The following is a 13,500-nucleotide window of genomic DNA, read 5'->3' as shown; positions in this document are numbered from 1 at the left end:
CTTCATTGAGCTTACTTACGCTCTAGCAGTACACCTGCTTCCATGTGGTGGGTGTAAGGGAATTGGTCAAACAGTGCAAAGCGCGTGATGTTGTGCGTTTCGCTTAGAATGGCCAAGTTCTCTTTTAATGTGTCTGGGTTACATGAAATATACATGATGCGTTCGTAGCCTTGCACCATACGACATGTGCCTTCATCCATACCTGAACGCGGTGGATCAACGAAGATAGTGTTGCAGTTGTAACTCTGTAAATCGACATTCTGGGCTTTTAGGCGACGGAATTCACGTTTGCCTTCCATTGCATCGGTAAAGTCTTCTGCAGACATACGAATGATTTGCACGTTGTCGATGTTATTGATAGCAATGTTAAATTGCGCTGAGTCGACCGATGGCTTTGCGAGTTCAGTTGCGAGTACACGCTCAAAGTTTTGTGCTAGGGCCAGTGAGAAGTTACCGTTACCGCAGTAAAGTTCCAGCAGATCACCTTTACTCTCTTGGGTGCAATCTACTGCCCATTCCAGCATTTTTTGTGCAACTTCACCGTTAGGTTGGGTGAAGCTATTTTCAACTTGCTTGTAGGTCAGTACACGATCATGCACTTTCAGTTTTTCGATAACATGTTCTTGGTCGAGGACAATCTTTTGCTTACGTGCACGGCCGATGAAGTTCAGGTTAAAGCCTTCATCATTTAAACGCTGTTTTAACGCTTTCGCTTCAGCTTCCCACTCTTCATCTAATTGACGGTGATAAAGCAATGAAACCAGAATCTCACCGCTGAGTGTCGAAAGGAAGTCTACTTGGAATAGCTTATGACGTAGTGCTTTTACAGGTTTTAATGCATCAACTAGCAGTGGCATTAAGTCGTTAATCAGACGACTTGCAGCAGGGAATTGGTCAACACGGTATTTCTCACGCGTTGCTTGGTTGAACATAACGTAATAAAGGTCTTCACCTTCGTGCCATACACGAAATTCAGCGCGCATGCGGTAATGTTCAGCAGGTGAGGCAAAAACCTCCAACTCTGGCGTTTCAAAATCTGCAAAGATATTTTGAATACGCTCTGCTTTCTCATCCAACTGAAGTTGGTAATCAGCGGGATTAATTGCGGTGGATGCCATTTGTTTGCCTCAAACTGCTCAAATTAAGAGCGGAGATTTTATTGTATTGCTGCGCGATGTCCAGTCTTGAGGCCGATAAAGTGTCAAAGCCGGCGCTTATTTGCTGCTAAACATAAACAAAGCTAGACAATTATTGTTGGGCTTACTAGGATTCGCGATGCGCTGGTTTGCCATGATGGCTAGGGAATACGGTGGAAATCCGTAACTGACGCGCAGCGGTAATAGAGAACGAAAGCACACGGACGTTGTTCCAAACACTGTTTTGTCTATTTAGCTCAGCAATAGATGAAATGGGAAGTTGTTGCCGTAGGCGGTGTAAACCTCGCTCTTAAGTCCGAATACCAACCAGTGCTTCGAAGCAATGTGCTTAGTAATAAACGCGACTTAAGGTATCCAACATAATGAAAAAAACGCTCTTAGCAGTGGCGTTAGCCCCTCTATTTATTCAAAGTCAGGCTTTTGCGACCGAAACATCAACCGATGATGTCATGGTGGTAACCGCGAACCGATTTGAACAGCCTCTCTCTACTGTCATTGCATCAACGGATGTAGTGACAAAAGCACAGATTGAAAGCCGTCAATTAAAAACACTTACTGATGTTCTAAAGTGGTTGCCTGGTGTGCAAGTTACTAACAATGGTGGCCTTGGCCAATCAAGCTCGGTATCCATTCGTGGTAGTTCTTCTAAGCATGTTGTTGTGCTTTATAACGGTGTTCGTTTAGGAAGTGCGACAACAGGGAGTGCAAACTTTTCAGCAATTCCGTTAGTTGGTGTTGAAAAAGTAGAGTTAGTGCGAGGCCCTCGTGCTGCAGTATATGGTGCAGATGCTATTGGTGGTGTGATCAATATTGTGACGACCAGTCATATTGAAGGCGATCAAGGCGTTATTTCTGCCGGCATAGGAAGTGATGAATATCTGCAAGGGCAAGCATCCGTTGCTAGTCAGCTGGGTGAGAATAGTTGGCTAAAAGTTGGTGTGAATAGCGAGTCAGCAGAAGGTTTTGATGTCTCTGGTGAAGGGTTTAACCCAGATCAACCAGATGATGATGGCTTCCGTCGTCAAGATCTGTCTTTAGAGTTAGGTAGTCAATTTACGCCAACTCTTCGTGGCCGCGTTTTAGGCTTTTATCACACTAGCTTGAATGAGTATGAATACTATATTTCAAATGGTCAGAAATCACCGGATGAGCAAGAGTCAAAGCTATTCAATGTCTCAGGCCAGCTGGAATACAGCCGTGATAAATTGGGGTCAGCACTTACTATCTCTAAAAACCAAGATTCCAGTGATAATAAAGGTGGAGAATTCCCTGGCAGTAAGATTGTGACAGATCGCTATGTCATTAACTGGTTGAACTCTTACCAACTGACTGAAAGCGTCTTAATTCAAGGTGGCATTGATTATCAAAATGATTCGGTCGCGGACTCAAACTTGTGGAATTCATCGAAGGGTAAATTTGAGTCATACGATGGGACTAGTCGTTATAATCGTGCTGCCTTTTTATCGTCGTTTGTTAATTTAGGTGATGCGCAGTTCGAAGCTAGTGTACGCTACGATGATAATGAGGCTTTTGGCAGCTACACAACTTGGCAGTTGGGGGCTGGCTATGGCGTAACGGATAATATTCGTGTAATTGCATCTGCTGGAACAGGTTTCCAAGCGCCAACCTTTAATGATTTATATTGGCCGGGTTACGGTAATAAAGAGCTTAAGCCTGAAGAGTCTTTTAATTATGAGGCTGGGGTTGAGGCATATTACTCTTTTGCTGATTTTAGAGTGGTGGGTTATTCCAACAAAATTGATAACCTCATAACTTACCAAGGAAAAGATAAAGAGCTAGAGAGTTCTAGCGCCGATATTAAAGGTATCGAGATTTCAGCAAACTTTGATACGGGCCCTTTTTCTCACATGGTATCGCTTGATTTACTGGATCACGATAATAAAGTGAATGTGGCTGGCTTTGGGAAACCGACGGATATTCAATCAAAAAAACTCGCACGTAAGGCTAATGAAGTGGCTAAGTGGTTAGTGAGTTATACGTATGATGAGTGGCAAGCTGACTTGAGTTATATGTATCAAGGTAAGCGCTATGATGATTCAAAAAATACGATTGAACTCGAACCGTATAGCTTAGTTGATGTCTCAGCGTCTTATGCTATCAACACTCGCTGGGTCGTTAGAGGAAAAGTTGCTAATTTATTAGATAAAGAGTATCAAACAGCCAATACGTATAATACTCAGCGTCGCGCTTTCTACCTGACAACGACATATCAGTTCTAACAAGGTATTTATTGTTCAAGGCCGCGATATAGCGGCCTTCTTTATATCTATTTTATAACCACATAGTGTTGATAAAACATGAAACCCATTAATGTTGTTATCAGTTGGAGTTCGGGCAAAGACTCGACACTGACACTACTTCGCTTATTAGACGATCCTCAATACAGGGTTGTGGGGTTGGTTACCACCTACCTAGAAGATGAAGTGCCTTTTCAGGCTACCCCGATAGATGTTGTTCGCCAACAAGCAAGTCTAATAGGTTTGCCTTTGATTACCGTTGCTCTGCCAAGTGTATTTCCACCGAATGACGTGTACCAGTCGATGGTAGTTAATAGCTTAAAAACATCGAAGCTAGAAATAGATGCTGTCGCGTTCGGGGATATGTTCTGCAATGGTATTGCAGACTACCGCCGTAGCTATATTGAACCCGCGGGTTGGCAGTGCATTTTTCCATTGATGGGTGAAAGTAGCCAAGATCTAGCGAAAGAAATACTCACCCGAGGCATCGAAACACTGGTGACTACGGTGGATACGGAGCAACTAGATAGTCGCTATTGTGGTCAATGGTATAGTGCTGAGTTTATTGCGGCTTTACCTAGTGGTGTTGATCCTTGTGGTGAAGATGGTGAGTTTCATACATTAGTCGTGGCTGCTCCCTGCTTTAAAGGTCAACTTGAAATAGTACCTTCTTATATAGACCGAACAGCTAGATTTCATTATCAACGCTATCAATATTCTATTGGCTAATGTTGGTTTCTGAACGATAAAAATCGCAGTATGATAGCCTCTGTTTTTATCACCTAGGTATCATGTGTTGTGAGAAGTGTTCTGATTTTTGATTCTGGAGTCGGTGGGTTATCGGTATATCAAGAGATCCGTGCACTACTTCCGCATGAGCATTATGTTTACGCTTTCGATAATGCGGCTTTCCCTTATGGTGAGCTGGAAGAGTCGGTACTGATTGCTCGGACATCGAAAATTGTGTCACAGCTAGTGCAAAAACACAGTGTTGATTTAGTGGTGATTGCCTGTAATACCGCGAGCACTATTGTCTTACCTACGTTAAGAACACAATTAGATATCCCTGTGGTAGGAGTCGTTCCTGCAATAAAACCTGCTGCTGCTTTAAGCCAAAAAAAGGTTATTGGCCTATTGGCCACGCCTGCAACAGTAAAACGCCGTTATACCCAAGAGCTAATTGCTGAATTTGCAAAAGATTGCGAAGTGCTGATGATAGGCTCAACACGATTGGTTGAAATCGCAGAACAAAAGTTACGAGGTGAACTCGTTTCAGTTGCCGAGATCCAAGAAATACTTTCTCCTTGGCTTGAGCGTGTTGACGGTATTGTATTGGGGTGTACGCATTTCCCTCTGATCAAGAATGAAATTCAACAGGCTTTTTCCACACCCGTGCAAATCATTGATTCGGGGAAAGCGATAGCAAATCGTGTGAAGGCGCTACTTGGTGAAAGTGATAGTAAGAGTAAATCCGTAAAAGCGAACATTACATACAACAGTGCCGCTTCACATCATGAAGCGGCACTGAATATTTTTCTTATTGAGTTAGGGTTAAGCCCTATTAAGAATCTAAATCTTCCCCATTTTTAGGCTCATTAGCCTCACGTACTTTCAGTGTGCGTTGGCCGTATTCTTTGTTGTTTAGGTTAGTGATAGCCGTTGCGACATCGGCACTATTCATAACAACAAAGCCAAACCCTCTACGTTTACCTGTACGTTTGTCTTTCATTAGGCGAACAGCGAAGACTTCACCATGTTCAGAAAATAACTCTTTTACGTCATTTTCATTTGCACGATAAGGCAGATTGCCAACGTAAATTGTTTTACTTGAACTCGAAGTAGAAGATGAGTCATCAGAAGTTGCAGCTGTAGAAGATGTTCCTTGCATAAAGTGGACAGCTAACCCAGATAGGATGACACCTAACGCGAAGGCGATAGAAGGTGAGATATCGATAAAGCTCATGATTAAAGCCCCTAGTACAGCGAGAGCTATGATTGTTACTAAAGTTTGATTGGATAATTTCATATTCAATACTACGTCGTCGTAAATAGTAAGAAGAATGCTTATTGGTTATTTTAACATCAGAATCACATTGATATTACTTTCATTGACTTATAATTGCCAGTAAGTGAATGTGACGATCGTCAAATGTTGCCCTGTGCAGGCTAAATAACACATTAGGTTAAATGTTCACCGGTTGCATATTTTTTTGATAAAAAGGCTTGTCAGTGCGATCTAAATCTCTATAATGCCGCCTCACTGACACGGAGAGCTGCTTACCAAACAGGTAAAAGAAGCAACGAGTTAGTGTGGTGAAAGCCTCTAAAATAAAGTTTCAAAAAGTGTTTGACACTTACGATGATTTCTTTAGAATGGCGCACCTCTTCAGAGCGAAAGCGAAGAAGAAAGTTCTTTAACAATTTGACCATGCAATCTGTGTGGGCACTCGTGAAATGAATAGTCAAAAAGATTATATCAATGAACTGAGTGACCAATACAAATAACAAGTTTACTTATTATTTGGCACAGTCAATTCGAATATCATGACTAGCTTCTAGTTATCGATATTCAATCAGTATTCATTGAGCCGGTCGCAAGACCAACAAAACTTTAATTGAAGAGTTTGATCATGGCTCAGATTGAACGCTGGCGGCAGGCCTAACACATGCAAGTCGAGCGGTAACAGGAAGTAGCTTGCTACTTCGCTGACGAGCGGCGGACGGGTGAGTAATGCCTGGGAATATGCCTTGATGTGGGGGATAACTATTGGAAACGATAGCTAATACCGCATAATGCCTACGGGCCAAAGAGGGGGATCTTCGGACCTCTCGCGTCAAGATTAGCCCAGGTGGGATTAGCTAGTTGGTGGGGTAAAGGCTCACCAAGGCGACGATCCCTAGCTGGTCTGAGAGGATGATCAGCCACACTGGAACTGAGACACGGTCCAGACTCCTACGGGAGGCAGCAGTGGGGAATATTGCACAATGGGGGAAACCCTGATGCAGCCATGCCGCGTGTATGAAGAAGGCCTTCGGGTTGTAAAGTACTTTCAGCAGTGAGGAAGGTGGTAGTGTTAATAGCGCTATCATTTGACGTTAGCTGCAGAAGAAGCACCGGCTAACTCCGTGCCAGCAGCCGCGGTAATACGGAGGGTGCGAGCGTTAATCGGAATTACTGGGCGTAAAGCGCATGCAGGCGGTCTGTTAAGCAAGATGTGAAAGCCCGGGGCTCAACCTCGGAACAGCATTTTGAACTGGCAGACTAGAGTCTTGTAGAGGGGGGTAGAATTTCAGGTGTAGCGGTGAAATGCGTAGAGATCTGAAGGAATACCGGTGGCGAAGGCGGCCCCCTGGACAAAGACTGACGCTCAGATGCGAAAGCGTGGGGAGCAAACAGGATTAGATACCCTGGTAGTCCACGCCGTAAACGATGTCTACTTGGAGGTTGGTGTCTTGAACACTGGCTTTCGGAGCTAACGCGTTAAGTAGACCGCCTGGGGAGTACGGTCGCAAGATTAAAACTCAAATGAATTGACGGGGGCCCGCACAAGCGGTGGAGCATGTGGTTTAATTCGATGCAACGCGAAGAACCTTACCTACTCTTGACATCCAGAGAATTCGCTAGAGATAGCTTAGTGCCTTCGGGAACTCTGAGACAGGTGCTGCATGGCTGTCGTCAGCTCGTGTTGTGAAATGTTGGGTTAAGTCCCGCAACGAGCGCAACCCTTATCCTTGTTTGCCAGCACATAATGGTGGGAACTCCAGGGAGACTGCCGGTGATAAACCGGAGGAAGGTGGGGACGACGTCAAGTCATCATGGCCCTTACGAGTAGGGCTACACACGTGCTACAATGGCGTATACAGAGGGCTGCCAACCAGCGATGGTGAGCGAATCCCAGAAAGTACGTCGTAGTCCGGATTGGAGTCTGCAACTCGACTCCATGAAGTCGGAATCGCTAGTAATCGTGGATCAGAATGCCACGGTGAATACGTTCCCGGGCCTTGTACACACCGCCCGTCACACCATGGGAGTGGGCTGCACCAGAAGTAGATAGCTTAACCTTCGGGAGGGCGTTTACCACGGTGTGGTTCATGACTGGGGTGAAGTCGTAACAAGGTAGCCCTAGGGGAACCTGGGGCTGGATCACCTCCTTAACGATAGACTGCTTGTTTGATGCAGTGTCCACACAGATTGCTTGGTCGAAATGTCAGAGAGCACCATGTTGCCCAACAACATGGTAGAAATACTTAGTCCCATTCGTCTAGAGGCCTAGGACACCGCCCTTTCACGGCGGTAACAGGGGTTCGACTCCCCTATGGGACGCCACGGGTCGTTAGCTCAGTTGGTAGAGCAGTTGACTTTTAATCAATTGGTCGCAGGTTCGAATCCTGCACGACCCACCATTCTTTCTCACGAAGGAATTCAAACTATCGTGGGCGATTAGCTCAGTTGGGAGAGCACCTCCCTTACAAGGAGGGGGTCACTGGTTCGAGCCCGGTATCGCCCACCACTCTCTAACTGTTTTCTGCGTCATGCAGATTCAATGAAGGTTTCCTTTGTTGAGTCCGCTTTTTTGCCGCCGAAAATCATTAGAAAGTGGTTCTTTAGATAGAAACACATGCTCTTTAACAATCTGGAAAGCTGACTAGTACATTCAATCGAATGATTGAATGACAATAGTTTTTATCTTAATGATAAAAACGAGTTCTCAAAACAACACACATTCAAGTGTCTTGTGTAAGAGTCCGGCGAAAAACCAATTTGTGTCCTTATCAGACACACAAACCTTGGTTGTTTGAACATACAGACCCTTTGGGGTTGTATGGTTAAGTGACTAAGCGTACACGGTGGATGCCTTGGCAGTCAGAGGCGATGAAGGACGTATTAACTTGCGATAAGCCCAGTTTAGATAGTAAAAATCACTTGAGACTGGGATTTCCGAATGGGGAAACCCAACTGCATAAGCAGTTATCGTTACGTGAATACATAGCGTAACGAGGCGAACCGGGGGAACTGAAACATCTAAGTACCCCGAGGAAGAGAAATCAACCGAGATTCCGACAGTAGCGGCGAGCGAAATCGGATTAGCCCTTAAGCTAGTCTTGCGTTAGGTGAACAAGCTGGAAAGCTTGGCGATACAGGGTGATAGCCCCGTAACCGACAACGCATTACAAGTGAAAACGAGTAGGACGGGACACGTGATATCCTGTTTGAACATGGGGGGACCATCCTCCAAGGCTAAATACTCCTGACTGACCGATAGTGAACCAGTACCGTGAGGGAAAGGCGAAAAGAACCCCTGTGAGGGGAGTGAAATAGAACCTGAAACCGTGTACGTACAAGCAGTAGGAGCCCACTTGTTGGGTGACTGCGTACCTTTTGTATAATGGGTCAGCGACTTAATTTTAGTAGCAAGGTTAACCGTTTAGGGGAGCCGTAGGGAAACCGAGTCTTAACTGGGCGTCATAGTTGCTAGGATTAGACCCGAAACCAGGTGATCTAGCCATGGGCAGGTTGAAGGTGAGGTAACACTTACTGGAGGACCGAACCGACTAATGTTGAAAAATTAGCGGATGACTTGTGGCTAGGGGTGAAAGGCCAATCAAACCTGGAGATAGCTGGTTCTCCCCGAAAGCTATTTAGGTAGCGCCTCGGACGAATACTACTGGGGGTAGAGCACTGTTAAGGCTAGGGGGTCATCCCGACTTACCAACCCTTTGCAAACTCCGAATACCAGTAAGTACTATCCGGGAGACACACGGCGGGTGCTAACGTCCGTCGTGGAGAGGGAAACAACCCAGACCGCCAGCTAAGGTCCCAAAGTTATAGCTAAGTGGGAAACGATGTGGGAAGGCTCAGACAGCCAGGATGTTGGCTTAGAAGCAGCCATCATTTAAAGAAAGCGTAATAGCTCACTGGTCGAGTCGGCCTGCGCGGAAGATTTAACGGGGCTAAGCTATACACCGAAGCTGCGGCAATATGACTTGTCATATTGGGTAGGGGAGCGTTCTGTAAGCCGTTGAAGGTGGTCTGTAAGGGCTGCTGGAGGTATCAGAAGTGCGAATGCTGACATGAGTAACGATAAAGGGAGTGAAAAACTCCCTCGCCGGAAGATCAAGGGTTCCTGTCCAACGTTAATCGGGGCAGGGTAAGTCGACCCCTAAGGCGAGGCCGAAAGGCGTAGTCGATGGGAAACAGGTTAATATTCCTGTACTGCTTATAACTGCGATGGGGGGACGGAGAAGGCTAGGTGGGCTTGGCGACGGTCGTCCAAGTTCAAGGGTGTAGGCTGATAGTTTAGGCAAATCCGGACTATCTTAAGGCTGAGACCTGATGTCGAGTCACTACGGTGATGAAGTCATTGATGCCATGCTTCCGGGAAAAGCCTCTAAGCGATAGGTTATACGTAATCGTACTCCAAACCGACACAGGTGATCAGGTAGAGAATACCAAGGCGCTTGAGAGAACTCGGGTGAAGGAACTAGGCAAAATGGTACCGTAACTTCGGGAGAAGGTACGCTCCTCACGGTGATGAGACTTGCTCTCTAAGCTGTAGGGAGTCGCAGATACCAGGTGGCTGCAACTGTTTATTAAAAACACAGCACTGTGCAAAATCGAAAGATGACGTATACGGTGTGACGCCTGCCCGGTGCCGGAAGGTTAATTGATGGGGTTAGACTTCGGTCGAAGCTCTTGATCGAAGCCCCGGTAAACGGCGGCCGTAACTATAACGGTCCTAAGGTAGCGAAATTCCTTGTCGGGTAAGTTCCGACCTGCACGAATGGCGTAATGATGGCCACGCTGTCTCCACCCGAGACTCAGTGAAATTGAAATCGCAGTGAAGATGCTGTGTACCCGCGGCTAGACGGAAAGACCCCGTGAACCTTTACTACAGCTTGGCACTGAACATTGACCCTACATGTGTAGGATAGGTGGGAGCCTTTGAAACCTCGTCGCTAGATGGGGTGGAGGCAATCTTGAAATACCACCCTTGTATGCTTGATGTTCTAACGTCGCCCCCTTATCGGGGGTGCGGACAGTGCCTGGTGGGTAGTTTGACTGGGGCGGTCTCCTCCCAAAGAGTAACGGAGGAGCACGAAGGTGGGCTAATCACGGTCGGACATCGTGAGGTTAGTGCAATGGCATAAGCCCGCTTGACTGCGAGAATGACAATTCGAGCAGGTGCGAAAGCAGGTCATAGTGATCCGGTGGTTCTGAATGGAAGGGCCATCGCTCAACGGATAAAAGGTACTCCGGGGATAACAGGCTGATACCGCCCAAGAGTTCATATCGACGGCGGTGTTTGGCACCTCGATGTCGGCTCATCACATCCTGGGGCTGAAGTCGGTCCCAAGGGTATGGCTGTTCGCCATTTAAAGTGGTACGCGAGCTGGGTTTAGAACGTCGTGAGACAGTTCGGTCCCTATCTGCCGTGGGCGTTAGATGATTGAGAGGGGCTGCTCCTAGTACGAGAGGACCGGAGTGGACGAACCGCTGGTGTTCGGGTTGTGATGCCAATCGCATTGCCCGGTAGCTACGTTCGGAATCGATAAGCGCTGAAAGCATCTAAGCGCGAAGCGAGCCTCAAGATGAGTCATCTCTAGACCTTTAAGGTCTCTAAAGGGTTGTCGAAGACTACGACGTTGATAGGCAGGGTGTGTAAGTGCTGCGAGGCATTGAGCTAACCTGTACTAATTGCCCGTGAGGCTTAACCATACAACACCCAAGGGGTTTTACGGACTCCATGAGCACTTGAATGACGTGTTTGAACGAAATTGTAAACACTAGTTAGATTTTCCCAGATTGTATTTATCGCCTGATGGCGGTAAATAACCCGAATTTGCTTGGCGACCATAGCATTATGGACCCACCTGATCCCATGCCGAACTCAGTAGTGAAACGTAATAGCGCCGATGGTAGTGTGGGGTCTCCCCATGTGAGAGTAGGTCATCGCCAGGCTTCAATTTTGAGAGCCCGTTGGCAACAACGGGCTTTTATTTCGCTCTAGCGCCACCTGGTGTGAGCGGAGTCAACATAAGGTTTTTGTGTTTTAATCGAATGATTAAAAAGATGAAAATTTTATCTTGACTTAAAAATCAAGAAGCGTATTATACGCGTCCTGACTTGCTGAAGCGTTTAACGCTAAGGCATTGAAAGTCAACGTTCTTTAACAATTTGACCATGCAATCTGTGTGGGCACTCGTGAAATGAATAGTCAAAAAAGATTATATCAATGAACTGAGTGACCAATACAAATAACAAGTTTACTTATTATTTGGCACAGTCAATTCGAATATCATGACTAGCTTCTAGTTATCGATATTCAATCAGTATTCATTGAGCCGGTCGCAAGACCAACAAAACTTTAATTGAAGAGTTTGATCATGGCTCAGATTGAACGCTGGCGGCAGGCCTAACACATGCAAGTCGAGCGGTAACAGGAAGTAGCTTGCTACTTCGCTGACGAGCGGCGGACGGGTGAGTAATGCCTGGGAATATGCCTTGATGTGGGGGATAACTATTGGAAACGATAGCTAATACCGCATAATGCCTACGGGCCAAAGAGGGGGATCTTCGGACCTCTCGCGTCAAGATTAGCCCAGGTGGGATTAGCTAGTTGGTGGGGTAAAGGCTCACCAAGGCGACGATCCCTAGCTGGTCTGAGAGGATGATCAGCCACACTGGAACTGAGACACGGTCCAGACTCCTACGGGAGGCAGCAGTGGGGAATATTGCACAATGGGGGAAACCCTGATGCAGCCATGCCGCGTGTATGAAGAAGGCCTTCGGGTTGTAAAGTACTTTCAGCAGTGAGGAAGGTGGTAGTGTTAATAGCGCTATCATTTGACGTTAGCTGCAGAAGAAGCACCGGCTAACTCCGTGCCAGCAGCCGCGGTAATACGGAGGGTGCGAGCGTTAATCGGAATTACTGGGCGTAAAGCGCATGCAGGCGGTCTGTTAAGCAAGATGTGAAAGCCCGGGGCTCAACCTCGGAACAGCATTTTGAACTGGCAGACTAGAGTCTTGTAGAGGGGGGTAGAATTTCAGGTGTAGCGGTGAAATGCGTAGAGATCTGAAGGAATACCGGTGGCGAAGGCGGCCCCCTGGACAAAGACTGACGCTCAGATGCGAAAGCGTGGGGAGCAAACAGGATTAGATACCCTGGTAGTCCACGCCGTAAACGATGTCTACTTGGAGGTTGGTGTCTTGAACACTGGCTTTCGGAGCTAACGCGTTAAGTAGACCGCCTGGGGAGTACGGTCGCAAGATTAAAACTCAAATGAATTGACGGGGGCCCGCACAAGCGGTGGAGCATGTGGTTTAATTCGATGCAACGCGAAGAACCTTACCTACTCTTGACATCCAGAGAATTCGCTAGAGATAGCTTAGTGCCTTCGGGAACTCTGAGACAGGTGCTGCATGGCTGTCGTCAGCTCGTGTTGTGAAATGTTGGGTTAAGTCCCGCAACGAGCGCAACCCTTATCCTTGTTTGCCAGCACATAATGGTGGGAACTCCAGGGAGACTGCCGGTGATAAACCGGAGGAAGGTGGGGACGACGTCAAGTCATCATGGCCCTTACGAGTAGGGCTACACACGTGCTACAATGGCGTATACAGAGGGCTGCCAACCAGCGATGGTGAGCGAATCCCAGAAAGTACGTCGTAGTCCGGATTGGAGTCTGCAACTCGACTCCATGAAGTCGGAATCGCTAGTAATCGTGGATCAGAATGCCACGGTGAATACGTTCCCGGGCCTTGTACACACCGCCCGTCACACCATGGGAGTGGGCTGCACCAGAAGTAGATAGCTTAACCTTCGGGAGGGCGTTTACCACGGTGTGGTTCATGACTGGGGTGAAGTCGTAACAAGGTAGCCCTAGGGGAACCTGGGGCTGGATCACCTCCTTAACGATAGACTGTTTGTTTAATGCAGTGTCCACACAGATTGCTTGGTTAAAATGTAAAAGAACATATTCATGTTGCCCAACAACATGAAAGAAACACTTAGTCCCATTCGTCTAGAGGCCTAGGACACCGCCCTTTCACGGCGGTAACAGGGGTTCGACTCCCCTATGGGACGCCA

The 13,500-nt window shown here is 46.9% G+C and carries 5 protein-coding genes, 4 tRNA genes, 4 rRNA genes and 1 riboswitch; of the genes, 11 read left to right on the top strand and 2 right to left on the bottom strand.

Annotation, left to right across the window (positions count from 1 at the left end; all coding sequences use genetic code 11):
* Positions 1-11 precede the first annotated feature (11 nt).
* Complete coding sequence (gene trmA, locus OCU77_RS16520) at positions 12-1,118, bottom strand: tRNA (uridine(54)-C5)-methyltransferase TrmA (RefSeq protein WP_048900046.1); 1,107 nt, start codon at positions 1,116-1,118, stop codon at positions 12-14.
* Between the two features lie 146 nt (positions 1,119-1,264).
* Positions 1,265-1,482, top strand: a riboswitch (cobalamin riboswitch).
* A 37-nt stretch (positions 1,483-1,519) separates the two neighbouring features.
* Here trmA and OCU77_RS16515 point away from each other — a divergent pair.
* The 3 genes from OCU77_RS16515 to murI all read left to right on the top strand — a co-directional run bounded on the left by OCU77_RS16515 (position 1,520) and on the right by murI (position 5,005).
* Entirely contained in the window at positions 1,520-3,397 is a 1,878-nt protein-coding gene (locus OCU77_RS16515) for a TonB-dependent receptor domain-containing protein (protein ID WP_048900047.1), read from the top strand.
* Between the two features lie 78 nt (positions 3,398-3,475).
* Positions 3,476-4,144 (top strand): Dph6-related ATP pyrophosphatase, encoded by a 669-nt coding sequence (locus tag OCU77_RS16510; protein ID WP_048900048.1) that lies wholly within the window; start codon positions 3,476-3,478, stop codon positions 4,142-4,144.
* A 69-nt stretch (positions 4,145-4,213) separates the two neighbouring features.
* Positions 4,214-5,005 carry a glutamate racemase gene (murI, locus tag OCU77_RS16505; RefSeq protein WP_048900049.1) on the top strand — a complete coding sequence of 264 codons (792 nt, stop codon included), beginning with the start codon at positions 4,214-4,216 and terminating at the stop codon, positions 5,003-5,005.
* Here murI and OCU77_RS16500 read toward each other — a convergent pair.
* The gene (locus OCU77_RS16500) at positions 4,977-5,441 is read right to left on the bottom strand and encodes an RNA recognition motif domain-containing protein (RefSeq protein WP_048900050.1); all 465 of its coding nucleotides are present in this window, start codon (positions 5,439-5,441) and stop codon (positions 4,977-4,979) included. The two genes, murI and OCU77_RS16500, sit on opposite strands and share 29 nt — an antisense overlap.
* Positions 5,442-6,027: 586 nt before the next feature.
* On the opposite strand from OCU77_RS16500, the gene OCU77_RS16495 reads away from it, so the two are divergent.
* The 8 genes from OCU77_RS16495 (at position 6,028) to OCU77_RS16460 (ending at position 13,500) form a co-directional block, all read left to right on the top strand.
* Positions 6,028-7,570 (top strand): 16S ribosomal RNA (locus OCU77_RS16495).
* Positions 7,571-7,666: 96 nt separating this feature from the next.
* Positions 7,667-7,742: transfer RNA gene (locus tag OCU77_RS16490), tRNA-Glu, on the top strand.
* A gap of 1 nt (position 7,743) precedes the next feature.
* Positions 7,744-7,819, top strand: a tRNA-Lys gene (locus tag OCU77_RS16485).
* A gap of 31 nt (positions 7,820-7,850) precedes the next feature.
* Positions 7,851-7,926, top strand: a tRNA-Val gene (locus OCU77_RS16480).
* A gap of 314 nt (positions 7,927-8,240) precedes the next feature.
* Positions 8,241-11,132, top strand: a 23S ribosomal RNA gene (locus OCU77_RS16475).
* Between the two features lie 127 nt (positions 11,133-11,259).
* A 5S ribosomal RNA gene (rrf, locus tag OCU77_RS16470) occupies positions 11,260-11,375 on the top strand.
* A gap of 407 nt (positions 11,376-11,782) precedes the next feature.
* Positions 11,783-13,325, top strand: a 16S ribosomal RNA gene (locus OCU77_RS16465).
* Together the 16S, 23S and 5S rRNA genes with 4 tRNA genes alongside form the textbook arrangement of a ribosomal RNA operon.
* 99 nt (positions 13,326-13,424) lie before the next feature.
* Positions 13,425-13,500 (top strand) — tRNA-Glu (locus OCU77_RS16460).

The sequence above is a fragment of the Photobacterium swingsii genome (assembly GCF_024346715.1).
GTDB classification, from domain to species: Bacteria; Pseudomonadota; Gammaproteobacteria; order Enterobacterales; family Vibrionaceae; genus Photobacterium; species Photobacterium swingsii.
Note: the sequence above shows the minus strand (reverse complement) of the source record. Positions and strands in the feature narration are given on the sequence as shown.